A 26256-nucleotide genomic window follows, 5' to 3' on the forward strand; every position below is an offset into this window, starting at 1 on the left:
ATGTGAGGTTCCAGCCCGAGTTCCCGCTACCCTCGATCCGGTGAAGGTGGACCAACCACAACGCATAGGCGACTACCTGCTGCTCGGCAGGCTTGGTCGTGGTGCCATGGGAACGGTCTACCTGGGGCAAGGCAGCGACGGGCGGCAGGTCGCCGTCAAGGTCGCCCGCGCCGAGCTCGCCGACGACCCGCGCTTCCGCGAGCGGTTCCGCCGCGAGGTGCAGATGGCCCGTGCGGTCGGCAGCGCCGGCACCGCGGCGGTCGTGGACGCCGACACGCGCGCGCCCCGCCCGTGGATGGCGACGGAGTACGTGCCCGGCCCGACGCTGCAGGAGGCGATCGAACGGCACGGCCCGCTGCCGGAGCACCACCTGCGCCGGCTCGCGGAGGGCCTGGCCGAGGCGCTCACCGCGATCCACCGCGCCGGCCTGGTGCACCGCGACCTCAAGCCGTCCAACGTGCTGCTCGGTGCCGACGGCCCGCGCGTGATCGACTTCGGCATCTCGCGCGCCATGGAGCACACCGCGCTGACCGAGACCGGGATGGTCTTCGGCACGCCGGGCTTCCTCTCGCCGGAGCAGATCACCGGCCAGGAGGTCGGCACGCCGAGCGACGTCTTCGCGCTGGGCGCCGTCCTCGTCTACGCGGCCACGGGCAAGGGGCCGTTCGGCGAGGGCCCGACCGCGACACTGCTCTACCGCGCCGCGCACGGCGAACCGGACCTCGACGGCGTGCCCAAGCCGCTGCGGCCGCTGGTGCAGAAGTGCATGCACCGCGACCCCGCGAAGCGCCCGGAGCCGGCCGAGGTGACGCGCCTGCTCTCCCAGGTCGTCTCGCCGAAGCCGGCGACCACCAAGCTGCCCGCGCCGATGACACCCGCCGCGGCGACGTTCTCGACGTCGCGGATCGTGCCGTTCGCGTGGGGCCTGACGAACCTCGCCGCCGGCCTGCTCGCCGCCGCGATCGCCGACCCGGCCGCCGGGGCCAACGGTGCCACGCAGCTGCTGGCGCTGGCCGCGTTCTGCGTGCTGGTCGTGCGTGCGGTGCGGTACTTCGGCGCCGCGGCCCGCAGCAAGATCGTCATCGAGATCAGCCGCGAGGGCATCGCCACCACGCGCAACGGCAAGTTCCACCAGTACTGGTGGTACGAGCTGGCACGGGTGCGCGTCGTGCCGCACAAGAAACGGCCGTGGGTCGTCGTCTGGCTGAAGGACCCGGCGCCGCGCCGGTTCTTCGGCGCGAATCACGGCGGGGTGCGGGTCTTCCCGATCGCCCACGAGCGGTCCAGACGGCGGCGCCAGCGTGACATCGCCGAGCTGCGCGCCGCCCTGGCCTGGTACCTGCCCCGCTCCTACGACGGGCGCTGATCGGTCCACTCGTAGGTGATGGTCACCGTCCGCGGCGGCATCCCCTGCGGCAACGGGCTGGTCGCGGTCTCGACCTCCTCCTTGCCGGTCACCCGGCCCGTGGCGGGATCGACGGCGAACTGGACAACGCTGCCGTCGACCGACAGCCTCCCGTTGTTCCAGCGGATCTCCGGAGACTCGGCGAGCGCGCGGTACACCGCGGCCTTCTCCTCGTTCGTCGTGAACGGCGAGAGCAGACGCGGCGACGCGGCCAGCAGCTTCTGCTTCGGGTCGGCGGGCAGCGGCGTGGAGAGGGTCTCCTCCTTGCACGGGGTGGCCGCGCAGAACGTGGTCCACACCTGCGGGTAGCTCATCGTGCTCAGCGTCTGCTCCGGCCGCGGCTGCGCGCCGGAGATCGGCCGGCGCTGCCCGGTCTCCCTGCGGTAGATGACCACCATCTCGTCCGGCGCGGTGGGCAGCCACACGTCGTACTCGAACTCGGTCAGGGTCCTGCCGACCCCTTCGACGCGGAACGCCGAAGCGCTGATCACCTCCCAGATCCGGTAGGTGATGTGCTGGTACTTGGCGGCCGGCTTCTCGCTCAGCTCCAGCAGGGTCGCGGCCTCCTGGAGGGACGTGGCAGGTGTGCTGGGCATCGTGGCGGGCGCGTCCCGCTGGGCGGGCCTCAGCAGGACCACCAGCCCGGCGATCATCACCACGCCGACGGCCGCGGCCGCGATGCCGACCCAGCGCGGTGCCCGGCTCACCGGCTTCTCGGCGAACAGCTGCTCGCGCAGGCGGGCCAGCCGCACGTCGTCGGCGCCCCGGACCGGGTACAGCTCGGCGAGGTCGTCGTCCAGCACGTCACGCATGTTCCACTTCCTTCAGCTTGGCGCGCAGGCGGTGCAGGCGGGATCTGGCGGTCGAGGGGTTCATCTCGAGCGCCTCTGCCGCCTCCTGCACGCTCAGCCCCGCCAGCGACACGAGCAGCAGCAGGTCGCGGTCGGTCTCCTGCATCTTCGCGAGCGCACCGGCGATCCGCCGCAGGTGCGAGCGGGCGTCGATGCGGGTCACCACCGTGTGCTCCAGCGTCTCCGCCACGCCGAGGTCGACGCCGTAGCGCTCGGCGGTGCGCAACAGCCGGGTCTCGCGTTTGGCGTGGCCGCGCAACAGGTTCGTCGCGATGCCGTAGAGCCAGCCGACGACACTGCCCTTCCCGGGGTCGTAGGTTTCCTTGCTGCGCATGGCTGCCAGGAACGTCTCGCTGACGAGGTCGTCAGCGACGTCAACACCCACCCGTCGCGCGAGATACCGGTGCAGCGGGTGGGCGTGCTCGTCGAACAGCTCCGCGAACATCACGACCCCAGTTGGCTTCTCGCGGCACGGGTGTTGCAGTGACGTGGGTCACAATTGAGTGGACGCGTTCTCGATGATGTTCGCATGACCAACTGGACCGTGAGAGTTGCTGACGCCGCGTGCTCGCCGCTCAACCGCGAGTACAACGCGGAGATGATCAGCCGCTACTGGGGACGGCCCACGAACGACGCCGAGATCGACGCCTACGAACGCGACGAGCAGGACCGCGACGTGCCGGTGTTCCTCGTGGTCTCCCGCGACGGCGAGGACGTGGGCTGCCTCGGGATGCGGTTCCTCGGCGACGGTGCCGGCGAGCTGACCCGGATGTTCGTGCGAACGCCGTTCCGCGGGAAGGGTGCCGCGTCGGCGCTGCTGAAGGCGATGGAGGAGGAGGCGCTCGCGCGCGGTGTGACGACGCTGAGGCTTGACACGCGCAAGGACCTCGTCGAGGCGCGAAACCTCTACGCCAAGCACGGTTTCGCGGAGATCGGCCGTTACAACGACGCCGGGTACGCCGATCACTGGTTCGAGAAGAGGCTGAAGAGGCTAACGTCCGCTCCTCCGGTCGCGATGTCCTGAGAAGGTCGGGAAGACGCGCGCCAGGAGGCATTGAACATGCGGTTGCGTCCACTGGTGATGGCTGTTGCCGTCACCGCGGCACTGGTGGTGCCCTCGGCCTCGGCGGCTCCCGCCGGTCGGGTGCTGGGTTACGTCGCCAACAACGGCGGCGGAGTGTCGGTGATCGACACGGCCACGAACGCGGTGACCGAGGCGATCGCCGACAGCGGTGGTAACTCGCCGTACATGGCGGCGGTCGCGTTCGACGGAACTCGTGGCTACGTGACGAACTCCGCGCACAACACGCTGACCGTCATCGACACGCCGACCAACACGGTCGACAAGTCCATTCCCGTCGGGAGTCACCCGGCGGGCGTCGCGGTCGCTCCGGGTGGCGGCTTCGTCTACGTCACCAACTACGCCGACGGCACGGTTTCCGTGGTCGACACGGCCACGCTGACGGTCACCGCGACCGTCACGGTCGGACAGAACCCGGACGGTGTGGTCGTCACGAGGGACGGCACGGCCGTCTACGTGACGCACGACGTCGTCGGGCCGAGCAAGGTCTCGGTGATCGACACCACGGCCAACGCGGTCATCGCCACGATCAACGTCGGCAGCACGCCGACCGCGGTCGCGGCCTCCGCCGACGGCACGCGCATGTACGTGGTGAACAAGGGGTCTGACGACATCTCCGCCATCGACGTCGCCACGCGCACCGTGGTCGGCACCGCGAAGGTCGGCTTCGTGCCGCACGGCATCGCGTTGTCGCCCAACGGAACCCGCGCGTACGTGACGAACAGCGAGTTCGACTCGGTGTCCGTCGTGGACCTGACGGCGATGGTGGAACTGCAGAAGATCGTCGTCGGTGACCGCCCGATCAGCGTGGCCCTCACGCCGGACGGTGCCAGCGCCTACGTCACGAACTTCAACAGCAACACGGTGTCGATCATCGACACGGCGTCGAACACGGTCACCGGGTCCGTTCCGGTCGGCCAGCGCCCGGTGGGCATCGCGATCAGCTTCGTGCCGCCCGCCCCGTCGAAGCTCGTGGCCGGCTCCGCGCAGCTGCAGCTGCGGCTCCTCGGCTTCACGGTCCGCTCGCTCGACGCGACGCTGACCGAGAAGCACACCGGGGCGCCGGTCGCGGGTCAGAAGATCGTGTTCAGCACGGTCAAGGGCAACCCCCTGTGCACCGCCACGACCAACTCCGACGGCAAGGCCACCTGTGATGCTCAGGTGTCTCTGCTGGTCGGCTTGTCAACCCTGCTGCAGGGCTTCACGGCCTCGCACGCGGGCAACGACGAGCACGGTGGCGCTTCGGCACACGGTCCCATCGCCCTGTTGTAGTCATCGGAGTTGTCACGGTTGTTACATCCCTTGACTCGGACGAAATGCCCGGCATAGCGTCCGAGTCATTGGATGTCTTCCGGTGACCGCCGCCCCGGATCACGAGGGGAGTGTCCGTGGCGGTGAGAGTCTTGGCCGTGGTCGCCTTGGTCGCGGGACTGGTGGTCGTACCGCCTGCGCAGGCCGGATCGCGCGGTCCGCAGGCGGTCGTCAGCGCTTCCGGCGGGACCGTCACCCTGGCGGTGACGCACGGGGGCAGGACGGTGCTGCGGCCGTCGCCGGTCGGGATCACGACCGAGCGCGCCGACCTGTCCTCCGGCCTGACGCCCGCCGGCAGGTCGAAGCGGGCGATCTTCGAGCGCTACCGCACGACGTCGGGCAAGAAGCTCGACCGGACCGTGCGCGCCACCGAGACGACGTACCGGTTCACCTCCGGGGCCAACAGGCTCAACCTCGTGGTGCGCGAGTCCGCCGACGGCGTCGCGTACCGGTACGAGCTGCCGCAGGACACCGGTGCGGTCACCGGCGAGGCGTCGGCGTTCGTGCTGCCGGCGGATTCCGCCGCCTGGCTGGCGAAGTTCCGCCGTGACTACGAGAACCCGTTCCTGCGGTACACCACGGGAACCGCCGAGCAGGCCGAGTACATGCACCCGGCGCTGTTCGAGGTCGGCGGCACGTTCGCGTTGATCACCGAGTCCGATGTGGACGGTCGTTACTCCGGTGGCCGTCTCGTGCACACCGGTGGCGGCCGGTTCCAGCTGAAGTTGTGGGACGAGAAAGTCGCGGTGTCCGGCGCCTTGAAGACCCCGTGGCGCACCATGATCGTGGGCTCACTGGCCACCGTCACCGAGTCGACGCTCGTGGACGACCTCGCGCCGAAGTCCAGGGTGCGGGACACGTCGTGGATCAAGCCGGGCCCGGCCGTGTGGACGTGGCTCGCCGGTGGGCGGTCGGTCCAGCAGGACCTCACGCGGCAGAAGGAGTTCGTCGACTACGCCGCGGCGCGCGGCTGGCCGTACGTCGTGGTCGACGCCGGCTGGTACGACGACCCGAACTGGCGGCGGACCAGCTTCATCCCCGAGCTCGTGCGGTACGCCGAGGCGCGCAGGGTCGGCATCCACACGTGGGTGCGGTTCAGCAGCGTCGACACGGCCGAGAAACGCGCGGACTACCTGCCGTGGCTGCAAAAGTGGGCGTGCGGGGGCTGAAGATCGACTTCATGGACTCCGACGGCCAGGACCGCTACCGCTGGTACGACGAGATCCTGCCGGAGACCGCCCGCATGCGTTTCCTGATCAATTCCACGGTGCCACGCTGCCGCACGGCATCCACCGCACGTGGCCGCACGTCATGACGACCGAGGCTGTGCACGGCGCGGAGAAGTCCAGCGGTCTCACCACCTCGCACCTCACCGCGCTGCCGTTCACCCGCAACGTGGTGGGAGGCATGGACTACACGCCGGGTGGCTTCCACCGCGCCCGCGCCAACACCGACGCCGGTGAGCTCGCGCTGACCGTGCTCTACGAGTCCGGGGTGCAGAACCTCGCCGGCCGCCCGGACTCCTACGACGCCCGGCCGTGGGCGCGCTGGTACCTGGAGCAGGCACCGGCCGCGTGGGACGAGACGCGGCTGTTGTCCGGCCGCCCCACCGAAAGCGTGGTGATGGCACGGCGCAGCGACGACCGCTGGTTCGTCGGCGGCGCGGTCGCGGGAGAGGCCCGTGTTCTCGATCTGCCGGCGCTCGGCAAGGGACGCTGGCTGGTCGAGGTCGTGCGTGACGGCGCGGCCGGCCTGGTCAAGGAAACCCATGTCACCGACGGGAAACTGACGATTCCGGTGGCCAAGGACGGCGGGTTCGCCGCGCTGGTGTGCCGTCCGGTCCGCGACACCTGCGCGCGGCCGACGTACGGCATCCCGTCAACCACCGTCGTGACCACGCCGTCGCAGGTGTCGGTGCAGCCGGGGCAGACGTTCGAGATGACCGGCACGTTCACCAACACGTCGGCCCAGCCGCTGTACGACGTCTCGTTCGCGCCGCGCGTGCCGTCCGGCTGGAGCACTTCCGGTTCCGCGCGGGCGTTCCGGGTGGCGCCGGGGGAGTCGCTGTCCGGCAGGTGGACGGTCGCGGCGGGCGCCGATCCGGCCGGTCTGACGGAGGTGCCCGCGGTGGCGCGGTTCCAGCCACACAGGTTCGGCTCCGGCGTCGAGGCGGAGAAGGCGACGCGCGTTCACCTGTGGAAGCCGTTGCCTGCCGGGCAGTCCTACGTGGCGGGCAACGATCGTTCCGTCGAGGGCAGGACGCTGACGACCGGCGGTGTGCGGTTCGGCAAGGGCATCGGCACGACACCCGCGGACAAGGTCGTCGAGCTGGGGCCGTGCACGAGGTTCGACGCCACCGTCGGGGTGGACGACGAGGTCGACGGCCGGGTGGACCGCGCTGCGGGCGTCGGAGGATCCGTCATGTTCGTGGTCGTCGGTGACGGGCGGGTGCTGTACGAGAGCGGGCTGCGCAGGTCCGTCGATCCGGCGCTGCCGGTCAGCGTGGACGTCTCCGGTGTGCATTCGCTGACCTTGCGAGTGACCGATGGCGGCGATGGCACCAGTCTCGACCACGCGGTGTGGGGTGACGCGCGGCTGACGTGCCGGGGGTGAGGCGTCGATCTGTTCGACAGCGGTTCCGTCGAATGCGCAGTCGATTCGGCGGAACCGGATTTCGACGCTGTGCCAAGGACTTCGTGCGGTTGACGCTCCCGCGACAAGCGCCATAGGGTGCCGAAAGGCTCGCCCGTTCGAGCCCAAAGTCTCGGTCACCAGTCGTGCCGAAACGAGGTTCTGATGAAACCGGCTCGTGTGATCATCACGTTGTTCGCCGCCGTGACGTTGTCGATCCCGTTGGCCCCGGTGGCCTCGGCCGCGCCGGACACGGGCGGCCACAAACAGACCTTGCGCTGGGCCGCGCCCAAGGGTTTCCACATCGGAACTGCGGTCGCCGGTGGCGGTCACCACGAGAACCAGCCCTACCCGGACCCCTTCACCTCGGACAGGAAGTACCGGCAGGTGCTGGCCGCGGAGTTCGGCTCGGTCTCGCCGGAGAACCAGATGAAGTGGGAGTACATCCACCCGGAGCGCGGCCGGTACAACTTCGGCACGGCGGACGCGATCGTGCGGTTCGCCCAGCAGAACCGGCAGGTCGTCCGCGGCCACACCCTGATGTGGCACAGCCAGAACCCGGAGTGGCTGGAGCAGGGGCAGTTCACCGCGGCCGAACTGCGCCAGATCCTGCGCGAGCACATCACGACCGTGGTCGGGCGGTACCGGGGCCGGATCCAGCAGTGGGACGTGGCCAACGAGATCTTCACCGACTCGGGCGCGCTGCGGACCACGGAGAACATCTGGATCCGCGAGCTCGGCCCCGGCATCGTGGCCGACGCGTTCCGGTGGGCGCACCAGGCCGATCCCAGGGCGAAGCTGTTCTTCAACGACTACAACGTCGAAGGCGTCAACGCGAAGAGCGACGCGTACTACGCGCTGATCAAGGACCTGCGTGCCGCCGGCGTGCCCGTGCACGGCTTCTCCGCCCAAGGCCACCTCAGCCTGGACTACGGCTTTCCCGACGACCTGGAGCGCAACCTGAAGCGGTTCGCGGGCCTCGGCCTCGAGACCGCGCTCACCGAGGTCGACGTGCGGATGACCCTGCCCGCGAGCGGCGTGCCGACCGAGGCGCAGCTGCGCCAGCAGGCCGACTACTACCAGCGCATGCTCGTCGCCTGCCTGAACGTCAGCTCCTGCAGGTCGTTCACCATCTGGGGCTTCGTCGACAAGTACTCGTGGGTACCGGTCTTCTTCCAGGGGCAGGGCGCGGCCACGGTGATGTGGGACGACTTCACGCGCAAGCCCGCGTACTACGTCCTGCGGTCCACCCTCGCCAAACGGGGTGCTTGAGAAAGCAGGTGTCTAAGCGGCCGAGGGCAGGTCGCCGCGGGTGGCGTTCAAGAAGTCCTCGCAGGACATCCAGGACGCGACGCCGTGAACGACCTGCCACCCAGCGGGCACCCGCAGCACCGCCGGCCAGATCGAGTACTGGCCCGTCGGGCTGACCAGCACCAGGAACAACGTGGTGTGAGCCTGAGCGAACGGGGAAGTCATGACTCCAGGGTGACCTGGGACACCTATGGTCCCGCTATCTCCACGCTCAAGCTCACACCTCCGGCTTCCGGTTCCGGTCGTTCCTGTGATTACGTACTGTCGTGACTGTGGAACAGGTGGTTCTCCTCGCTGAGGACGGTTCGGCGATCGGCGTCGAGGACAAGGCCGTGGTGCACCACGCGGAGACCCCGCTGCACCTGGCGTTTTCCAGCTACGTCTTCGACTCGGCCGGACGCATCGTGCTCACCCGCCGCGCGCTGCACAAGAAGACGTTCCCCGGCGTGTGGACGAACACGTGCTGTGGTCACCCGCTGCCGGACGAGGACATGGGCCAGGCCGTGCTGCGCCGCCTGCGCGACGAGCTCGGCCTGAAGTGCTCCGATCCGGAACTGCTGCTGCCCCGCTTCCGCTACCGCGCCGAGATGGGCGGCGTCGTCGAGAACGAGATGTGCCCGGTGTTCCGGGTCCTCTCCGACGACGAGCCCACCCCGAACCCGGACGAGGTCGACTCGGCCGAGCGCGTGCCGTGGGCGGAGTTCGCCTCTTCGGTGCTGGACGGCACGCGTGAGATCTCGCCGTGGTCGAAGCTGCAGGTCGCCGAACTGGTGAAGCTGGGGCCCGATCCGCTGCGGTGGCCCGTCGCGGACCGGGCCGGGCTTCCGAGCGCTGTCCGGCTCGGCTGACAGGAGTCGTGGCTCACCACTCCAGTGAGCCACCGTTCTGGTATTCGATGACGCGGGTCTCGAAGAAGTTCTTCTCCTTCTTCAGATCCATCATCTCCGACATCCACGGGAACGGGTTCTCCGTCTGCTCCCACACCGGTTCCAGCCCGAGCTGGGCGCAGCGGCGGTTCGTGATGAACCGCATGTACTGCTCGCACAGCTCGGCGTTGAGACCCAGGATCCCGTTCGGCATCGTGTCCCGGCCGTACGCGATCTCCAGCTCGCAGCCCTCGGCGAGCATGGTGCGCACCTCCTTCTGGAACACGTCGTTCCACAGGTGCGGGTTCTCGATCTTGATCTGGTTGATCGCGTCGATGCCGAAGTTCAGGTGGATCGACTCGTCGCGCAGGATGTACTGGTACTGCTCGGCGATGCCGACCATCTTGTTGCGGCGGCCCAGCGACAGGATCTGCGCGAAGCCGGTGTAGAACCACATGCCCTCGAAGACCACGTAGAACGCCACGAGGTCCTTGAGGAAGGCCTGGTCCTTGTCCGGCGTGCCGGTCGTGAACTCCGGGTCCTCCAGGTGCTGCGTGTACTGCAGCGCCCAGGCGGCCTTGTCCGTGATGGACGGGATCTCCCGGTACATGTTGAACAGCTCGCCCTCGTCCAGGCCGAGCGACTCGCAGATGTACTGGAACGTGTGGGTGTGCACGGCCTCCTCGAAGGCCTGGCGCAGCAGGTACTGGCGGCACTCGGGGTTCGTCAGGTGCCGGTACACCGCGAGCACGATGTTGTTGGCCACCAACGACTCGCTCGTGGCGAAGAAGCCGAGGTTCCGCTTGATCATGCGGCGTTCCTCGTCGGTCAGGCCGCCCGATGAAGACGCTGTCTTCCAGAGCGCGATGTCCGCCTGCATGGACACCTCGGTCGGCATCCAGTGGTTGTTGCAGCCGTTGAGATACTTCTCCCACGCCCAGTGGTACTTGAGCGGCAGCAGCTGGTTGACGTCGGCGCGACAGTTGATCATCGCCTTGTCGTCCACGCTCACACGCGCCGCGCCCGCTTCGATGTTGCTCATTACTGGCAAGCCTCACAGTCAGGTTCGGTGACGGAGCAAGCGACGGGGGAGACGGCGTTGAGCTTGCCGTCGGTGCCCTGCAGCGTGGACTTCTCCACGTGCGTGGCGCTCTGGGTGCGCAGGTAGTACGTGGTCTTGAGACCGCGCACCCACGCCAGCTGGTACAGCTCGTCGAGCTTGCGGCCACTGGGCTGGCCGAGGTACAGGTTCAGCGACTGCGCCTGGTCGATCCACTTCTGCCGGCGCGCGCCCGCCTCGATCAGCCACGAGCTGTCGACCTCGAACGCGGTGGCGTACAACGCCTTGAGGTACGGCGGCACGCGGTCGATCGCGCCGAGGCTGCCGTCGTGCAGCTTGAGGTCCGCGACCATCTGCTCGTCCCAGAGCTTGCGCTGCTTGAGCGCGCGCACCAGGTCGGGGTTGATCACGGTGAAGTCGCCGGACATGTTCGACTTCACGTACAGGTTGCGGTACAGCGGTTCGATCGACTGGTTCACGCCGGTGATGTTCGCGATGGTCGCGGTCGGCGCGATGGCCATGACGTTGGAGTTCCGCATGCCCTTGCGGGCCTTCTCCCGGATCCTGCCCCAGTCCATCGTGGACTCGCGATCGACGTCGAGCTCGTCTTCGCCGCGGTTCCGCGCGAGGATGCCGATCGAGTCGATGGGCAGGATCCCCTGGCTCCACAGCGATCCCTCGAACGACCGGTACGCGCCGCGTTCGGCCACGAGGTCGGCGGACGCCTCGATCGCGTAGTAGCTGATCTCCTCCATGCTGCGGTCCGCGAACTCGACGGCCTCCTCGCTCGCCATCGGGGTGCCGAGCGTGAACAGCGCGTCCTGGAAACCCATCAGGCCCAGGCCGACCGGGCGGTGCTTGAGGTTCGAGTTCCGCGCCTCGGGGATCGTGTAGTAGTTGACGTCGATCACGTTGTCGAGCATCCGCACCGCCGTGCGCACGGTCTTCTCGAGCCGCGCGTGGTCGATGCCCTGCTCGGTGACGTGCCGCGCGAGGTTGACCGAGCCCAGGTTGCAGACCGCGACCTCGTCGACCGAGGTGTTGAGGGTGATCTCGGTGCAGAGGTTGCTGGAGTGCACGACACCGCTGTGCTGCTGCGGCGAACGCAGGTTGCACGGGTCCTTGAACGTGATCCACGGGTGGCCCGTCTCGAACAGCATGGTCAGCATGCGCCGCCACAGGTCCACGGCCTGCACGCGGCGGAACACCCTGATCTCGCCGCGGTCGGCCTTCTCCTCGTACGCACGGTACTTCCGCGCGAAGTCGTCACCGAACGCGTCGTGCAGATCCGGCACCTCGTCGGGCGAGAACAGGGTCCACGGGCCGTTCGCGCGGACCCGGCGCAGGAACTCGTCCGGCACCCAGTTCGCGGTGTTCATGTCGTGTGTGCGGCGGCGTTCGTCGCCGGTGTTCTTGCGCAGGTCGAGGAACTCCTCGACGTCGATGTGCCAGGTCTCCAGGTACGCGCAGACCGCGCCCTTGCGTTTGCCGCCCTGATTCACGGCTACGGCGGTGTCGTTCGCGATCTTCAGGAACGGCACCACGCCCTGCGACTTGCCGTTGGTACCCCTGATGTGCGCGCCGATGCCGCGCACCGGGGTCCAGTCGTTGCCGAGACCACCGGCGAACTTGCTGAGCAGCGCGTTGTTCCTGATGCCGTGGAAGATGCCCGCAAGATCATCGTCCACAGTGGTCAGGAAGCACGACGACAGCTGCGGGCGGGTGGTGCCCGAGTTGAACAGGGTCGGGGTCGAGCACATGAAGTCGAACGACGACAGCAGCTCGTAGAACTCGACGGCGCGGGCGTCGCGGTCGTCCTCGTCGAGGGCGAGGCCCATGGCGACGCGCATGAAGAACGCCTGCGGCAGCTCGTAGCGGCGGCCGTCGTGGTGCAGGAAGTAGCGGTCGTACAACGTCTGCATGCCCAGGAACTGGAAGTTCAGGTCACGCGACGCGTCGAGTGCGGCACCCAGGCGGGCCACGTCGTAGTCCGCGAGGCGCGGGTCCAGCTGGCCCAGCTCGATGCCGTGGCGGACGAACTCGGTGAAGTACGACGGGTAGCGCTCGGTCATCTCGGCGTGGGACAGGGGTGTGCCGCACGCCTCGGCGCGCAGCCTGTCCAGCAGCAACCGGGCGCTGACGTACGAGTAGTCCGGGTCGTGCTCGACCATCGTGCGGGCGGCCATGATCGGCGCCAGGGCGAGCTCGGCGTCGGTGATGCCGGCGTAGAGGTTCCGCTTGGTCTCGGTCAGAACCGCCTCTGCCGACGCGTTGGGCAGGTCGGCACATGCTTCGTTGACGACCCCAGACAGGTGATCCATAGCCGTTGGGCGGTCGGGCACGCTCTCTCCTCGCGAGCTCGGCCCGAGGAAACGCACGCGCACGCCAGTGACGAGACCACTGGTGCACACAGCCGCCCTCCCTCGGGGCACCGTGTCGTGCGCGCAGGCTTGCGCGCACACCAGTGGCAGGTCTTCGGACTCGTGGGCGCACCTCTCGCTCCTACCGGCCGTCGCTTCCCAGGTCTCGCGACCCAGTGCTTCGTTGACGGCTTTCGTTCCCACTCACCGCTGCGGGGCAGTCCTGGACTCGCACCAGGTTCCCTCTTGCCTCACCGGCCCGTTGCTCCGGGCCGGTGAACCACCAGCGCGGCAGATACTACATGTGGTGGTGGGCTCTGGATCACCACCCAACATGGGCGTGTCGTGGGTTAGGGTGATCAACGTGGGTGAAGTTCGGCCGAAGATCATCGCAGGTGCTCTCGTCAGCGCGGGGCTGGCTTCGGCGTCCCTCGCGGCCGGTGCCGCGGCGCCCGTGACGAGCGGCGTGCTGGCGGTGTCGGCGGTCCTGGTGATGATCACGACCCGGCGATCAGGGTCACGCCGAGACTGATCATCACGGCCGCGATCACGCCGTCCAGCACCCGCCACGCGCGGGGCTTCGCGAACAGCGGGCTGAGCAGCCGGGCGCCGAACCCGAGCGCGACGAACCACGTGACGCTCGCGGTCACCGCGCCGACCCCGAAGAGCCACCGGCCGGCCGCGATCGAACCGAGCAGCAGCACGGTGTCCAGGTAGACGTGCGGGTTGAGCCACGTGAGGGCGAGCGCGGTGAGGACGGGGCGGCCGCTCCGGGCCGGCTCCACGGTCAGTGCGGACGGGTTGAACGCGCGACGGGCGGCCAGAAACCCGTAGCCCAGCAGGAAGAGGCCGCCCACGATCGCGGCGACGGTGATCGCCTGCGGCCACTTGCTGACGATGGCTCCGAAGCCGGCGACGCCGACCGCGACCAGGATCGCGTCCGAGACGGCGCACACCGCGACGACCTTCGCCACGGCGTGGCGGCGAAGTCCTTGGCGCAGCACGAAAGCGTTCTGCGCGCCGATGGCGACGATCAGGGTCAGCATGGTGCCGAAGCCGAGCAGCAGGTCAGTCACACCATCGACGGTATTGACGGCGTCTTGATGAGACCAGCTAAAGATTCTTACGTACCATTAGCAGCTGTGATGGATCTGGACCTGGTGCGCACGCTGCTCGCGGTCGTCGACGCGGGCACGTTCGACGCCGCCGCGGCGATGCTGCACGTCACGCCTTCCGCTGTGTCGCAACGGATCAAAGCCCTGGAGCAGCGAACGGGCCGGGTGCTGCTGGTGCGGGCGCGGCCGGTGCGGCTGACGCCGTCGGGGGAGGTGCTGGTCCGGTACGGTCGGCAACTGCTCGCGCTGGACCAGGATCTTGACGCCGCCCTCGGGTCGGACGCCGTGGTCCGGGTGCCGATCGCGGTCAACGCCGACTCGCTCGCCACGTGGTTCCTTCCCGCGCTGCAACGGGTTCCCTCGTCGCTCAAGATCTCGTTCGACCTCCACCGCGAGGACCAGGACCACACGACGGCTCTGCTGCGACAGGGCGTGGTGATGGCCGCGGTGACGTCCTCGCGTGAGCCGGTCGCGGGCTGTTCCGTGCGGAAGCTGGGCAGCATCCGTTACGCGGCAATGGCGTCGCAGTCCTTTATAGACACGTACGCCGACGGTCCCGTGAAGTCGTGGCTGCCGGACGCGCCGGTGGTGGTGTTCGACCGCAACGACGACCTGCAGGACAGGTTCGTGCGCACGCTGACCCGTGGCCGGGGCGCCGCGGAACACCGCCACTACGTGCCGTCGTCGGAGGTGTACGTGCGGGCGATCGTGGCCGGGCTCGGGTGGGGCATGGTGCCGCCGCAGCAGCTGCAGGAGGGCCTGGTCGACCTCGCGCCGGGCCGGACCGTCGACATCCCGCTGTACTGGCAGCAGTGGAAGCTGGACTCGCCGGCGCTGACCGCCGTGGCCGACGCGGTGGCCGCAGAAGCGGCTGTCGCGCTGCGGTAGGAGTTACCCTCGGTGACATGACCGGACGAGAGCTCGAGTTCGAGGACCGGTTCACCACGCTGGACCGGTGGTACCCGCACTATCTGCCGCACTGGAGTTCCAGGTCGGCCACCGCCGCCCGCTACCGCAACGACAACGGCCTGGTCCTGCGCATCGACGCCGACCAGGAGCCGTGGTGCCCCGAGTTCGACGGCGACACCAGGGTCTCGGGCCTGCAGACCGCGCTCACCGAGGGACAGTCCCGGTTCCGCCCCGACCTCCAGGTGCGGGAGAAGCAGCAGGACCTGCGGCTCTACACCCCGACGTACGGCCGGTTCGAGATCCGCTGCAAGGCGATCGACGACCCCAGCTGCATGGTCGCGCTGTGGATGATCGGACTGGAGGACGTGCCGGAGCGGTCGGCCGAGATCTGCATCGCGGAGATCTTCGGCAAGCACGTCTACCCGGCGAACACCGGCGTCGGGATGGGGCTGCACCCGTTCGGCGACCCGAGGATCACCGACGAGTTCGAGGTCGTGGACGTGCCGATCGACGGGCGCGAGTTCCACGTCTACGGCGCGGACTGGCAGCCGGGCCGCGTCGACTTCTTCGTGGACGGCGACCTGGTCAACACGGTGCACCAGGCGCCGGACTACCCGATGCAGTTCCAGCTCGCCGTCTTCGAGTTCGGGCCGGAGCGGACCGGGCGCTATCCGAAGGAGTTCGAGGTCGAGTGGTTCAGGGCGTACCGGTGAACCTCACCGGCAAGGTCGCCGTCGTCTACGGCGCCGGCACGATCGGCGGCGCGATCGCCGGGGCGTTCGCCGAGGCGGGTGCCGAAGTGCACCTCGCCGCGCGCACCGAGGCGGCGCTCAAGGCCAAGGCGGAAGAGCTCGGCGTCGGGTACGCCGTGGTCGACGCGCTGGACGAGCAGAGCGTCGACCGGCACGCGGCCGCGTTCGAGCGGATCGACATCTCGGTCAACGTCATCTCCGACAACGACGTGCAGGGCACACCGATCCACGAGATGAGCGTCGACGACTACCTCAGCCCGGTCGTCACCAACGTCCGCTCGAAGTTCCTCACCGCCCGCGCCGCCGCCCGGCACATGGTCAGGCAGGGCAGCGGCGTCATCCTGTTCTTCGGCGGCACAAGTGACGGCTCGGTGCACCGCCGCTGGCAGCTCGGCGGCCTGGTCACGGCGTTCGACGCGGTCCAGGCGATGTGCCGCCAGCTCGCCGAGGAGCTCGGGCCGCACGGCGTCCGGGCCGTGACGCTGCAGACCGGCGGAATCCCCGAGTCCATCCCCGCGGGCATCCGTGACCAGGTCGAGCCGGACATCGTCGGCCAGACGGCGCTCGGCAGAGCGGCGACACTGGAGGACGTCGGGAGAGCAGCGGTGTTCGTGGCCTCGGACTGGGGCCGCACGATCACAGGAACGCAGGTCAACGTCACGTGCGGAGCCGTGCTGAACTGAACCTGTCGGAAAGCTGGGAGCATCCTGTCGGCTTCCTGAACCCAGGAACCGCACGGGCTCGTCCCGGCGTTGGGCGTTATGTGCTGATTCCTCGACTCGCCGCCACCGGCGGCTCACTCGCCGTCGTCGTGACGGTGGCCATGGTCGGTCTGCTCGACCTGACCGTGGGCCCGCTGCGCCGCACCATCAGCGAGTACGCGCTGGGCGACTACCGCCCCGTCTTCGACGTCGCCGTGCTGCTCCTGGCCTTCGGCTCCCTCGCGATCCTCGCCGCGCTCGTCCACAAGGGACTGACGAGATGGCGGTCCGGCGGGTCGATCGCGCTGATCCTGTGGTCGGTGGGCCTGCTGCTGGTGGTGGCGTTCCCGAAGACGAACTGGGCGATGGGCACGAACCAGGTCAGCGGCAGCATCCACCGCTTCGGCAGCATGCTGGCGTTCGTCAGCCTGCCGATCGCGATCATCCTGCTCGCCCGGCCGTGGCTGAAGGACCACGTGTGGGGCAAGCACGCGCGGTGGACGATGGCGTCCGGGGTGCTGAGCGTCATCGCGTTCATGCCGATCCTCTACGCCATCGTGATGGGCTCGATGGGCGGCGTTCGGTGGTGGCGCGTGTTCCCGTTGGGCTACATCGAGAGGATCTTGCTCATCGCCGAGGTGGGCGCTGTGCTCGTCGTCGGGCTGTGGGCGATCGCGGCAAGTAGGGTTGCGCCATGGCGAGTTGGGGAGATCTCGCGGACTACATCCGCGCCGAGTACGACGTCATCCACGACGAGGACGAGGAGCTGAGGATCCTCTTCACCTTCGGGGATGAGGAGGAGGACGACGACAGCCGCACGCAGGTCGTGATCATCGTCCGGGAAGTGCTCGACAAGATGCACGAATGGGTGCAGATCGCCTCCCCCTGCGGGTTGGCCTCGCAAGTGAACCTCCGTGACGTGCTGGAGGAGGTCGGCAAGTCGACCGTGGCGTGCGGCCTCGCGATCATGGGGGAGCACGTCGTGGTGCGGCACTCGTTGCCGCTGGTCGATCTCGACATCCACGAGTTCACCGACCCGCTCCAGCTGCTCGCCGGCACGGCGGACACGCTCGAGGAACAGTTCTGGGGAGGGGACGGGTACTGATGTACGACTTGACGCCCGCGGCCGATCGGCTGGCGGGGCTCGTGCGCAACGTGACGGACGGCGATTTGAAAGCGCCGACTCCGTGCCCGGACTACACGGTCGGCGACCTGCTCGACCACGTCAACGGCCTGGCGGTGGCGTTCACGATGGCCGCGCTGAAGACCCCGCTGGAGGCCACGGGTTCCGGCGACGCGTCCCGGCTGCCGCCGGACTTCCGCGAGTCGGTGCCCGAGCGGCTGGCCGAGCTCGCGCAGGCCTGGCGCGCACCGCAGGCCTGGGAGGGCATGACGCGCGCGGGCGGCGTCGACCTGCCCGGCGAGGTCGCGGCTGCCGTGGCGCTGGACGAGATCGTGCTGCACGGCTGGGATCTCGCCCGAGCGACCGGGCAGCCGTTCGACGTCGACGAGAACCTGCTCGAGGTCGTTCACGGGTTCGTGTCGTCGATCGGCCCGGACGACCGCGATGGGTCGTTGTTCGGGGCGGCGGTGGAGGTCAGCCCGGACGCGCCTCTGCTCGACCGTGTCGTGGGACTCAGTGGGCGGGATCCCGGCTGGAACCTAAGTTAGGCTCTCCTAACGTGAGAGCTATTACGGTGCAGGTTCGGGCGGGCCTGGGCGTCGGACGCCTTGCCGCCGCGGTGGATTCCCTCGTGGCACTGCATCCCGAACTGCGTCGTTCCGGCTTCGCGCACGTCAACGTCGTCGACCCCGCCGCCGCCACGGACGCCGCGCTGGCGCGGGCGGAGGCGGGGCTCGACCTTCAGGCCGGCGTGCTGATGCAGGCCGTGTGGCTGGACGCCGGACCTGATCGTTCCGGCCGGATGGTGCTGGTGCTCCACGACATCGTGGCCGACCGGATGCCGCGCATCCTGCCGTGGCTCGTGCAGGCGTGGACGCAGCCCGCGCTCGTCAGCTGACTCCGAGCCCACCCACGATCTGGACCCGCTGACCGCTGAACTCGCCGGTCAGCATCGGCATCGCCTCGGCGATGGCGGCCTTGGTCTCGGGGAGCTGCAACGAGTCGGCGTGGTGCTGGGCGGATTCCCAGATCTCGCTGATCCAGATCTTGTCCTGGTCCTCGGGGTCGAGCCCGACCGCGTACAACCGGCACCCGGCCTCCCGCAGACCCTGCTCACCGCGGGTCAGGATCGCCACCACGTCGTCGCGGTGACCCGGCTTGGTCCTCATCGAGCCGATGTAGCCGAACGTCATGCGTGCGATCCCCTCTTCCGCGCCACGAACACGAACTCACGCCCAGGCCGATCCGGCGCGTCGCGTACGTCCACGACCTCGAAGCCGCAGCGCACGAGGCTGGCGGAGATCTCGGCGCGCGACCGGAACCGCAGCGTCGACTCCGAGGAGATCTCCGAGCCGTCCGGGAACCGGTAGGTGTGACGGAACGACACGAACGGCAGGCTCACGCCGAGCAGGTCGAGTTGCTCGCGCACCCCGACCAGCACTCGTGGCTTCGCGCGAGCCCAGTCCTCCCAGGCTCGTCGCTCCGGCCGGCGCGTCTCGAACACGAAGTGCCCACCGGGCCGCAGCGCGTCGCGCACACCTCGAATCGCGGCTTCCCAGTCGTCACCGAGGAACACCTGCGCCACGTTCCCCGTCATCGTCGCGAGATCGAAGGACAGCGCGGGCAGAGCGGTCGCGTCCCCGTGAATCCAGGTGACCCGAGAATCCTTGGCCCGCGCGATCTCCAACGACGCCAGTGCAGGATCGACGCCGACCACCGCACGCCCGGACGCCGCCAGCAACACCGCGAGGGAGCCCGTGCCGCAACCGACGTCGAGCACGCTCGACGCCCCCACCTCGGCGGCGATCTCCAGGTAGAGGTTCAGATCGTCGCGCGGTGCGTCGAAGGCGTCGTAGATCCGTGCCAACCGGGGGTCGGCGAATATCGCATCAGGCATGCCACATCCTAGGTCCGGCGACGAACGGCCGGAGCAGCGCGATCACCTCGCGGTCCGGCCGACCGTTCAGCTCGTCCTCCGCGACGCGACGGGCGATCCCGGCCAGGAAGTCGGCAACCTGCACGCGCGCGTCGTGCTGCGAGTCCACCAGAGTCAGGCTCTCCAGCCCCGGTGCCAGCTTCTTGAGCTGCCGGATCCGCCCGTCGGTCAGCGACAGCTGCTGGTCGTGCACGATCGAGACCGAACCACCTCCCGAGAAATGCCACTGCGCGACGGCGCGGAGAATGGCCGGGAACAGCGGATCCAGGGTTCCGCGCGGCCCGCGGGCGCGCAGCAGGTCGTTGTAGTGCTCCAGCGGTCCGGTCACGGCGCCGAACTCCGCGCGCACCCGTGAGGCGAGGAGCAGCCGTTTGTCCACGAGCTGCACGCGGGCACGACCGGCCAGCGGGCCGGCCGGGCCGAGGAACCACAGCAGCGCCCACCGGTTCTTCTCGCGCAGCAGGTGGTTCGCCTTGTACTCCAGCGCCGGCGACTTGATCATCCGGCGCAGCGACGCGACGCAGGCGGCGGCCTCCTCGTGCGACAGCCGCACACCGGCGTGGGCGAAGACCGCGGTGACCCCGCCGACGAGCTTCTCGCCCTCGGAACCCGACTCGTCGCAGGCGATCTCAATCAGGACATCCGGAAGACGGGGCCACGGGCGCGGAACGGCAGATGCGCACCGGCGGGGATCAGGAACGCGTGCTCGCGCCGGATCCTCAGCACGTCGCACCACCCGTCGGTGATGACGAGAACAGGGCCGGTGGAGGGGAAGTCGGACGCGCGTTCGAGCAGGTCGATGCCGGGCTGCAGCACGGTGCCACCGCGCCCGCGCACCGTCACCCTGCCCGCGATGTCCTCGACGGGAACATATCCGGCGTCATATGCCATCGCGTCACAGAAGACCACGCGGGCCGCAGGTACGTCACGTGCCGCGGCGTAGGAGGCGATCGCGCCCAGCGCTTTGCCCAGCAGCTTGGGATCCATCGACCCGGACGTGTCGAGCACGACCCCGAACGTGGGCCGCGACTCCAGCGTCTCCGGCCGCACCCGGCCCGGCCGCGGAATGTCCGGAGTGGACGCTTGTCGCCGTGACGCACGCGCGTAGGTGCGCCGTTTCTCCACCGCGGGAACGAACTCCTCGAACCACCGCGCCAGCTGGGCGTCCCACGTCAGCGGCGGGTGCTCCAGCGCGCGGATCTCCTCGACCAGCCCGGCGGGCAGCAGGCCGCGCGACGAGGTGTGGTGGCTCAGCCCGGTCAGCAGCGCCCGCCGGTAGAACTCGTCGAGGTCCGTGATGTCCGCCGGGCCGCGCAACGGCTCGCCGAGCAGATCGCCCTTGTGCCCGCCCCGCAACGTGAGCAGCTTCCGGTACCGCCGCAGGTCCGTCGTGATCCGGTCGTAGACGGACTCCGCAGACAGTCCGCTCAACGAGGGATCGTGCAGCACACCCTCAGGTGCGGAACCCACGCCCATCTCGATCAGCCAGCCGTTGACGACGTAGTCCGCGGCGATGTTCCACAGGTACGGGTCCCGCCCGCCGACCCGGTCGCAGTGGCGCAGCGCGGCGTGCAGCATCTCGTGCGCGAGCACGAACCGCCACTCCACGCGGGACAGCCCCGCCAGCGGGTTCACGTAGATCTCCGCCGACGCCGTGGACACCGCCGCGACCGAGATGTCCCAGCCTCGCGCCAGTTCCGCGTCCGCCACCACGGTCATCGCCGACGCCAAAGCACCCAGCAGGGGGTAGTTCGACACGAACCAGCTCAGCGCCAGGTCCCACTCGGTCTTCGCCGGCCGTGCGTCGGACAACGACGAGCGCGCGCCGCCCGCCACGTCGATCGCGGCCACCGCGGCGTTGGACAGCCCGGTGGCGAACCGTCGCGCCCACTTCTCCGGATCCTTCGACTCCTCGCCGCGCACGCACGCGCCCGGCTCCCAGGACGACGGGCGCGCGCCGAACTTCAGCGCGGGCTGGAAGTCCAGCACGTCGTCACACGAGTGCGTGCCGAAACCGAGGTGCAGCAGGCAGTGCGCGAACACCCACGCCCACTCGTCCTCGCTCGCCTTGCGCGCCGGATGGGCCAGCAGGAAGCCGTCGAGCGAGATGTCCGCCCAGTCGTGCGAGGAGTCCCGGCGCACGTACGTGGTGAGGGCGGCGAACAGCGGATGCCTGTTGATCCGCTGTTCCGCCGCCGCGAACGCCTGCGCGGCCGGGTCGGTGCGAGCCCTGGAGCGGCGGCTCATGCCCGTGCGGCGACCAGTCGCGGCAGATCGCGGGTCACCTCGACGAGGAACCACGCGGGCAGCACGGGGTTGCCGTCGTCGTCGGCCGCGATCACCATCTGCGCGATCTCCAGCGACAGCTCGGCCAGTTCCAGCAGCAGCGCCTTGCCGCGGTGCGCGAGCTGCTTGCCCGCCGCCGGAGCGTGCGCCTTGTCGTGCGGCAGCTCCTTCACCAGCCGGGCGCGGAACGCCTCGGCCAGGAAGTACAGCAGGTCGCGGTCTCCCGGCGCCGACGGCCAGCGGGCGTCCCCGCGCAGCACGGCCTCCAGCCCGTACGCGTGCCGCACGGTCTTCACGAACGCCTTGAACATCGACGCGTGGTTCGCGGTGACCGTGCCGAACGCCAGCACCCCGAGCAGCTCCTCGGAGACGTCCTCGCCGAACGAGTGCAGCGCGTCGGACAGCATGTGCCAGCCGCGCGGCGTGGAGAACGTCTCCTCGACCTTCGGTGCCGTGCTCCACAGGTGGTCCGGGCGCTGGGTGAGGTACTCGAGCACCCACGGGTGGATGTCGTTCTCACGCGCCCATGCCAGCCAGTCCTTCGCCGACGCGGTGAGGTGCACATGGACCATGCGGTTCACGAGCGCGGACGCCATCGGGCGTGCCAGGGCGTTGTCGACGGCCCGGTTGCCGGCGCCGATCACGATCGAGCCCTTCGGCAGCTCGTAGGAACCGATGCGGCGGTCGAGGATCAGCGAGTAGAACGCCTTCTGCACCTCGGGGCTGCTCGCGTTGAGCTCGTCGAGGAAGAGGCAGTACGGGTCGTGGCGGGCGATGGACTCCGGCGGGGCGAACCGGGATCGGCCACCTACCAGTTCCGGAACCCCGATGAGGTCTTCCGGAGCGAGCTGCGTGCCCAGCATCGTCACGCACTCGAGGCCCAGCTCGGTCGCGAACTCGCGGACGAGCGAGGACTTGCCGATACCCGGTGCTCCCCAGAGGAAGACCGGTCGGACGACGGCTACGTGCAGCAGCACCTCCGGAAGCTGGGCTGGTGTCACGGTGACTGTGGATCTCATCGCAGGTGAGGATGCCCGACCCGGGGTGTTCCGGTCGCGCGAATTTGTTGACAGGAGCAGTGGTCTAGTGCTGTGATTCAACGCACATCAGATAGGAAAGCTTCCTAACTAAATCGCCGCCACCCTGCTGTTCCTCATCACAGGAGGCACCCCTGTGGCCAGATCCCTGTTCCTGGTTCTACCAGCAGCTCTAGCGCTCGCCGTCCCGGCCGTCGCGGTCGCCGCCCCCGTCCAGTACCAGGCGGAGAACGCGACCATCTCGAACGGGCTCGTGGAGTCCAACCACTCCGGCTTCACCGGCACGGGCTTCGTCAACTACGACAACGAGGTCGGCAGCTCCGTCGAGTTCACCGTGAGCTCGCCCAGCGCGGGCCCGGCGACGCTCACGTTCCGGTTCGCCAACGGCACCACGGCGAACCGCCCGATGGACATCGCGGTGAACGGCTCGCTGGCGGCGGACGAGCTCTCGTTCCCCGGCACGGGCGCCTGGACGTCGTGGCAGATCCGCACCACCACGGTGAACCTGAACGCGGGCACCAACACGATCAAGGCGACCGCCACCACGTCCAACGGCGGCCCGAACGTCGACCGGCTCGACGTCGAACCCCCGTCCGGCCCGCCGGACACGATCGCCCCGTCCACGCCGGGCAACCTGCGTTCGACGGCCAAGACCTCGTCGTCGATCACGCTGGCGTGGGACGCGTCCACCGACAACGTGGGTGTGACGTCGTACGTGCTGTCCAACGGCCAGACCGCGACCGGCACCACGCACACCGTCGGCGGCCTCACGCCGGACACCTCGTACACCTTCACCGTGCAGGCGCGTGACGCAGCGGGGAACCTTTCCGGCGCGTCGAACTCGGTCACGGTGAAGACGTCGCCGGGCACGCCCGGCGGCACCAGGCCGCACGACATCAACGGTCTGCTGCGTGTGTGTGGTGTGCAGCTGTGCAACCAGTACGGCAGGCCCATCCAGCTGCGCGGCATGAGCACGCACGGCATCCAGTGGTACCACCAGTGCTCCAAGGCCGCGTGGTGGGACGCGTTGGTGAACGACTGGAACGCGGACTTCATCCGCGTCGCCATGTACATCCAGGAGGACGGGTACGAGACCGACCCCCGCAAGTTCACCGACATGATGCACGGCTACATCGAGGAAGCCACGCGCCGCGGCATCTACGTCCTCGTCGACTGGCACCAGCTCACCCCCGGTGACCCGAACTACAACCTGGCTCGCGCCAAGACGTTCTTCACGGAGATCGCCCAGCGGCACAAGGACAAGACCAACATCATCTACGACATCGCCAACGAGCCGAACAACGTCACGTGGGCGAAGGTCAAGTCCTACGCGGAGCAGATGATCCCGGTCATCCGCAACATCGACCCGGACAGCCTCATCGTCTCGGGCACGCACGGCTGGTCGACCTTCGGGCACTCCATCGGCGAGGACCCGTCGGTCGTGCTGAACAACAGGGTCAACGCGACCAACTTCATGTACTCGTTCCACTTCTACGCGACCTCGCACCGGGACTCCCACCTCGCCGTCCTGGACCGCGTGTCGAGCCAGGTCCCGGTGTTCGTGACCGAGTTCGGCACCCAGACCTCGTCCGGTGGCGGGACCAACGACTTCACCATGTCGCAGCGGTACCTGGACCTGATGGCGCAGAAGAAGATCTCCTGGGCCAACTGGAACTACTCCGACGACGGTCTGTCGGGCGCGGTGTTCAAGACCGGCACGTGTGCCGGTAGCACGTTCGCGGGAACCGGTGTGCTCAAGCCGGCCGGTGTGTGGGTGCGCGAGCGCATCCGGACACCGGACAACTTCCCTGTGTCTTGAACGAGTAACCAGTACAGGATGGCGTCCCCCGAGAAGAGCCGGGGCGCCTGAACTGGGTCGTGACGGGTGTGGTCGCTCCGGCGGCCACACCCGTTCACGAGCTCAGCGGCCAGGTGTGCACGGGTTCGTTGGCGTGCATGAGTTCCACATAGGACCGCAGCATCGTGCGCAGGGCGTCCGCGCGGTCCAGGTGCGTGTGGTCGTAGTGCCGGTGGAACTCACGTGCCTGCCAGGTCGCGCCGTTCACGCCGGTGAGGCAGCGCTGTTCGATGACGCCCAGTAAACGGTCCCGCTCCGCCGAGTCGACGCCCCACCGGATCAGCCCCTCGTGGGCGAGCGGCAACAACCGGCGCAGCACCAGCTCGACCACCGGCACCGTGCCCACACCAGGCCAGTACATCTGCGCGTCCATGCCGTTGCGGGAGGCCGCGTTGAAGTTCTCCTCCGCGGCCTGGAAGCTCATCTGCGACCACAGTGGACGCTCGTCCTCGGCCAGCGCCCTGACGAGACCGAAGTACAGCGCGCCGTTCGCCAGCGTGTCGACGATGGTGGGGCCCGCGGGCAGCACCCGGTTCTCGACGCGCAGGTGCGGCCTGTCCCGCACCACGTCGTACACCGGGCGGTTCCAGCGGTAGATGGTGCCGTTGTGCAGCTTCAGCTCGCTCAGGGCGGGCGTGTCGCCGTGGTCGAGCACGGCGAGCGGGTCCTCCTCCTCGCAGATCGGCAGCAGCGCGGGGAAGTACCTGACGTTCTCCTCGAACAGGTCGAAGATCGAGTTGATCCACCGCTCGCCGAACCACACCCGCGGCCGCACGCCCTGCGCCTTGAGCTCGTCGCCACGGGTGTCGGTGGCCTGCTGGAACAACGCGATGCGGGTCTCGCGCCACAGCTCCTTGCCGAGGAAGAACGGCGAGTTCGCGCCGACCGCGACCTGCACACCGGCGATGGCCTGGGCGGCGTTCCAGTAGGCGGGGAACTGCTCAGGGCTCACCTGCAGGTGCAGCTGCGTGCTGGTGCAGGCCGCCTCCGGCACGATCGAGCTGGCGGTGAGGTGCAGCCGCTCCACACCGTCGATGGAGATCTGCAGGTCCTCGCCCCGCGCGGCCAGCACCTGCTCGTTGAGCAGCGCGTACCGAGGGTTGCTGGACAGCTGGTCGGGCGTCACGTGCTTGCTGCGCAGCGTCGGCAGGATGCCGTTGATGACCATGTGCGCGCCGATCTCGCGCGCCTTCTCCTCGGCTTTGTTCAGACTGCGCCGGACCGTCTCCTCGAACGAGGTGATGCCCCCGCCCGCGAGCCGCCGCGGTGCCACGTTGATCTCGATGTTCCACTGGCCGAGCTCCGTCACGAAGTCCGGGTCGTCGATGACCTGGAGCGCCTCGTGGTTCTTCATCGCCGGGTCGCCGTGCTCGTCGATGAGGTTGATCTCGATCTCGAGACCGGTCATCGGCCTCTCGAAGTCGAACCGCGCCTCACGCAGCATCCTGGCGAACACGTCGAGGCATCGCCGCACCTTGGTGCGGTACCGCGTGCGGTCCTCACGCGTGAACTCGTGCTTCGCGACGTCCTCGCCCATGGCGGCCTCCCGACGGTCGAGGGTTCACCCCACCACTGTGCACCATGGTTGATCAATCCGACACCCGTGTGTCACGTTCCGGGACGGCGGGTCGCCCGGGGACGGTCCGCCGCGTCGGCTGGCCGG

The 26256-nt window shown here is 68.8% G+C and carries 29 protein-coding genes and 1 riboswitch; of the genes, 17 read left to right on the forward strand and 12 right to left on the reverse strand.

Annotation, left to right across the window (positions count from 1 at the left end):
• Positions 1 to 40 precede the first annotated feature (40 nt).
• Positions 41 to 1366: a serine/threonine-protein kinase gene (locus tag ABFX45_RS05420; protein WP_233442381.1), complete on the forward strand. Its 1326-nt coding sequence runs from the start codon at positions 41 to 43 to the stop codon at positions 1364 to 1366.
• On the opposite strand, the gene ABFX45_RS05425 is transcribed toward ABFX45_RS05420, so the two are convergent.
• Entirely contained in the window at positions 1351 to 2217 is an 867-nt protein-coding gene (locus ABFX45_RS05425; protein ID WP_346128086.1) for a hypothetical protein, read from the reverse strand. The two genes, ABFX45_RS05420 and ABFX45_RS05425, sit on opposite strands and share 16 nt — an antisense overlap.
• On the reverse strand, positions 2210 to 2701 hold the full coding sequence (locus ABFX45_RS05430) for an RNA polymerase sigma factor (RefSeq protein ID WP_233442411.1): 492 nt from the start codon (positions 2699 to 2701) through the stop codon (positions 2210 to 2212). The genes ABFX45_RS05425 and ABFX45_RS05430 overlap by 8 nt, the downstream gene beginning before the upstream one ends.
• An 84-nt stretch (positions 2702 to 2785) precedes the next feature.
• On the opposite strand from ABFX45_RS05430, the gene ABFX45_RS05435 reads away from it, so the two are divergent.
• The 6 genes from ABFX45_RS05435 to ABFX45_RS05460 all read left to right on the forward strand — a co-directional run bounded on the left by ABFX45_RS05435 (position 2786) and on the right by ABFX45_RS05460 (position 8551).
• Positions 2786 to 3280, forward strand: a complete 495-nt coding sequence (locus ABFX45_RS05435; protein ID WP_346128088.1) for a GNAT family N-acetyltransferase — start codon at positions 2786 to 2788, stop codon at positions 3278 to 3280.
• Positions 3281 to 3316: 36 nt separating this feature from the next.
• Positions 3317 to 4609 carry a beta-propeller fold lactonase family protein gene (locus tag ABFX45_RS05440; RefSeq protein ID WP_346128090.1) on the forward strand — a complete coding sequence of 431 codons (1293 nt, stop codon included), beginning with the start codon at positions 3317 to 3319 and terminating at the stop codon, positions 4607 to 4609.
• Positions 4610 to 4725: 116 nt separating this feature from the next.
• Positions 4726 to 5817 (forward strand): glycoside hydrolase family 97 N-terminal domain-containing protein, encoded by a 1092-nt coding sequence (locus tag ABFX45_RS05445; RefSeq protein ID WP_346128092.1) that lies wholly within the window; start codon positions 4726 to 4728, stop codon positions 5815 to 5817.
• Positions 5787 to 5963 (forward strand): hypothetical protein, encoded by a 177-nt coding sequence (locus tag ABFX45_RS05450; RefSeq protein ID WP_346128094.1) that lies wholly within the window; start codon positions 5787 to 5789, stop codon positions 5961 to 5963. The genes ABFX45_RS05445 and ABFX45_RS05450 overlap by 31 nt, the downstream gene beginning before the upstream one ends.
• The gene (locus ABFX45_RS05455; protein WP_346128096.1) at positions 5960 to 7261 is read left to right on the forward strand and encodes an NPCBM/NEW2 domain-containing protein; all 1302 of its coding nucleotides are present in this window, start codon (positions 5960 to 5962) and stop codon (positions 7259 to 7261) included. The genes ABFX45_RS05450 and ABFX45_RS05455 overlap by 4 nt, the downstream gene beginning before the upstream one ends.
• A 183-nt stretch (positions 7262 to 7444) precedes the next feature.
• Entirely contained in the window at positions 7445 to 8551 is a 1107-nt protein-coding gene (locus tag ABFX45_RS05460; RefSeq protein WP_109641735.1) for an endo-1,4-beta-xylanase, read from the forward strand.
• 12 nt (positions 8552 to 8563) lie between these two features.
• Here the strand turns inward: ABFX45_RS05460 and ABFX45_RS05465 are convergent, their stop codons facing one another.
• A complete protein-coding gene (locus tag ABFX45_RS05465) occupies positions 8564 to 8755 on the reverse strand; it encodes an MbtH family NRPS accessory protein (RefSeq protein WP_109641734.1) in 192 nt (63 codons plus the stop codon).
• Between the two features lie 107 nt (positions 8756 to 8862).
• Here ABFX45_RS05465 and idi point away from each other — a divergent pair, with 107 nt between their 5' ends.
• Positions 8863 to 9438, forward strand: a complete 576-nt coding sequence (gene idi, locus ABFX45_RS05470) for an isopentenyl-diphosphate Delta-isomerase (protein WP_109641733.1) — start codon at positions 8863 to 8865, stop codon at positions 9436 to 9438.
• A 13-nt stretch (positions 9439 to 9451) separates the two neighbouring features.
• Here idi and ABFX45_RS05475 read toward each other — a convergent pair whose 3' ends face one another.
• Complete coding sequence (locus ABFX45_RS05475) at positions 9452 to 10498, reverse strand: ribonucleotide-diphosphate reductase subunit beta (protein ID WP_109641732.1); 1047 nt, start codon at positions 10496 to 10498, stop codon at positions 9452 to 9454.
• Complete coding sequence (locus ABFX45_RS05480) at positions 10498 to 12837, reverse strand: ribonucleoside-diphosphate reductase subunit alpha (protein WP_346128569.1); 2340 nt, start codon at positions 12835 to 12837, stop codon at positions 10498 to 10500. Before ABFX45_RS05480 ends, ABFX45_RS05475 begins: the two co-directional genes overlap by 1 nt.
• A gap of 128 nt (positions 12838 to 12965) precedes the next feature.
• A riboswitch (cobalamin riboswitch) is annotated at positions 12966 to 13176 on the reverse strand.
• Positions 13177 to 13240: 64 nt separating this feature from the next.
• Here ABFX45_RS05480 and ABFX45_RS05485 point away from each other — a divergent pair.
• The gene (locus tag ABFX45_RS05485; protein ID WP_170155334.1) at positions 13241 to 13408 is read left to right on the forward strand and encodes a hypothetical protein; all 168 of its coding nucleotides are present in this window, start codon (positions 13241 to 13243) and stop codon (positions 13406 to 13408) included.
• On the opposite strand, the gene ABFX45_RS05490 is transcribed toward ABFX45_RS05485, so the two are convergent.
• Positions 13374 to 13922 carry a LysE/ArgO family amino acid transporter gene (locus ABFX45_RS05490; protein WP_109641785.1) on the reverse strand — a complete coding sequence of 183 codons (549 nt, stop codon included), beginning with the start codon at positions 13920 to 13922 and terminating at the stop codon, positions 13374 to 13376. The two genes, ABFX45_RS05485 and ABFX45_RS05490, sit on opposite strands and share 35 nt — an antisense overlap.
• A 99-nt stretch (positions 13923 to 14021) precedes the next feature.
• Between ABFX45_RS05490 and ABFX45_RS05495 the strand changes: the two genes are divergently transcribed.
• The 7 genes from ABFX45_RS05495 (at position 14022) to ABFX45_RS05525 (ending at position 18374) form a co-directional block, all read left to right on the forward strand.
• Positions 14022 to 14879, forward strand: a complete 858-nt coding sequence (locus tag ABFX45_RS05495) for a LysR family transcriptional regulator ArgP (RefSeq protein ID WP_346128571.1) — start codon at positions 14022 to 14024, stop codon at positions 14877 to 14879.
• A gap of 17 nt (positions 14880 to 14896) precedes the next feature.
• Positions 14897 to 15613, forward strand: coding sequence for a glycoside hydrolase family 16 protein (locus ABFX45_RS05500; RefSeq protein ID WP_109641730.1), 717 nt, complete (start codon positions 14897 to 14899; stop codon positions 15611 to 15613).
• Complete coding sequence (locus ABFX45_RS05505; protein WP_346128101.1) at positions 15592 to 16335, forward strand: SDR family oxidoreductase; 744 nt, start codon at positions 15592 to 15594, stop codon at positions 16333 to 16335. The genes ABFX45_RS05500 and ABFX45_RS05505 overlap by 22 nt, the downstream gene beginning before the upstream one ends.
• 80 nt (positions 16336 to 16415) lie before the next feature.
• A complete protein-coding gene (locus tag ABFX45_RS05510) occupies positions 16416 to 17123 on the forward strand; it encodes a DUF998 domain-containing protein (RefSeq protein ID WP_233440226.1) in 708 nt (235 codons plus the stop codon).
• Complete coding sequence (locus tag ABFX45_RS05515) at positions 17048 to 17458, forward strand: type III secretion system chaperone family protein (RefSeq protein WP_112229376.1); 411 nt, start codon at positions 17048 to 17050, stop codon at positions 17456 to 17458. Before ABFX45_RS05510 ends, ABFX45_RS05515 begins: the two co-directional genes overlap by 76 nt.
• Positions 17458 to 18024: a TIGR03086 family metal-binding protein gene (locus ABFX45_RS05520; RefSeq protein WP_112229377.1), complete on the forward strand. Its 567-nt coding sequence runs from the start codon at positions 17458 to 17460 to the stop codon at positions 18022 to 18024. Before ABFX45_RS05515 ends, ABFX45_RS05520 begins: the two co-directional genes overlap by 1 nt.
• An 11-nt stretch (positions 18025 to 18035) precedes the next feature.
• Positions 18036 to 18374, forward strand: a complete 339-nt coding sequence (locus ABFX45_RS05525) for a condensation domain-containing protein (protein ID WP_146771923.1) — start codon at positions 18036 to 18038, stop codon at positions 18372 to 18374.
• On the opposite strand, the gene ABFX45_RS05530 is transcribed toward ABFX45_RS05525, so the two are convergent.
• From ABFX45_RS05530 to ABFX45_RS05550, 5 genes are read right to left on the reverse strand one after another with little or no spacing between them, the layout of a single operon-like run.
• The gene (locus ABFX45_RS05530; protein ID WP_109641724.1) at positions 18367 to 18669 is read right to left on the reverse strand and encodes a putative quinol monooxygenase; all 303 of its coding nucleotides are present in this window, start codon (positions 18667 to 18669) and stop codon (positions 18367 to 18369) included. The two genes, ABFX45_RS05525 and ABFX45_RS05530, sit on opposite strands and share 8 nt — an antisense overlap.
• Positions 18666 to 19373, reverse strand: a complete 708-nt coding sequence (locus ABFX45_RS05535; protein ID WP_109641723.1) for a class I SAM-dependent methyltransferase — start codon at positions 19371 to 19373, stop codon at positions 18666 to 18668. The genes ABFX45_RS05530 and ABFX45_RS05535 overlap by 4 nt, the downstream gene beginning before the upstream one ends.
• Positions 19366 to 20145, reverse strand: a complete 780-nt coding sequence (locus ABFX45_RS05540) for a DUF3800 domain-containing protein (RefSeq protein WP_346128106.1) — start codon at positions 20143 to 20145, stop codon at positions 19366 to 19368. The genes ABFX45_RS05535 and ABFX45_RS05540 overlap by 8 nt, the downstream gene beginning before the upstream one ends.
• Positions 20046 to 21659, reverse strand: a complete 1614-nt coding sequence (locus ABFX45_RS05545; RefSeq protein ID WP_346128108.1) for a vWA domain-containing protein — start codon at positions 21657 to 21659, stop codon at positions 20046 to 20048. The genes ABFX45_RS05540 and ABFX45_RS05545 overlap by 100 nt, the downstream gene beginning before the upstream one ends.
• Positions 21656 to 22717, reverse strand: coding sequence for an ATP-binding protein (locus ABFX45_RS05550; RefSeq protein ID WP_109641720.1), 1062 nt, complete (start codon positions 22715 to 22717; stop codon positions 21656 to 21658). Before ABFX45_RS05550 ends, ABFX45_RS05545 begins: the two co-directional genes overlap by 4 nt.
• Positions 22718 to 22871: 154 nt before the next feature.
• Between ABFX45_RS05550 and ABFX45_RS05555 the strand changes: the two genes are divergently transcribed.
• The gene (locus ABFX45_RS05555; protein ID WP_346128111.1) at positions 22872 to 24554 is read left to right on the forward strand and encodes a cellulase family glycosylhydrolase; all 1683 of its coding nucleotides are present in this window, start codon (positions 22872 to 22874) and stop codon (positions 24552 to 24554) included.
• Positions 24555 to 24648: 94 nt separating this feature from the next.
• On the opposite strand, the gene ABFX45_RS05560 is transcribed toward ABFX45_RS05555, so the two are convergent.
• Positions 24649 to 26130, reverse strand: coding sequence for a glutamate-cysteine ligase family protein (locus tag ABFX45_RS05560; RefSeq protein WP_346128113.1), 1482 nt, complete (start codon positions 26128 to 26130; stop codon positions 24649 to 24651).
• Between the last annotated feature and the right edge of the window lie 126 nt (positions 26131 to 26256).

Origin of the sequence: Lentzea roselyniae (genome assembly GCF_039537795.1) — a bacterium.
Lineage (GTDB): Bacteria > Actinomycetota > Actinomycetes > Mycobacteriales > Pseudonocardiaceae > Lentzea > Lentzea atacamensis.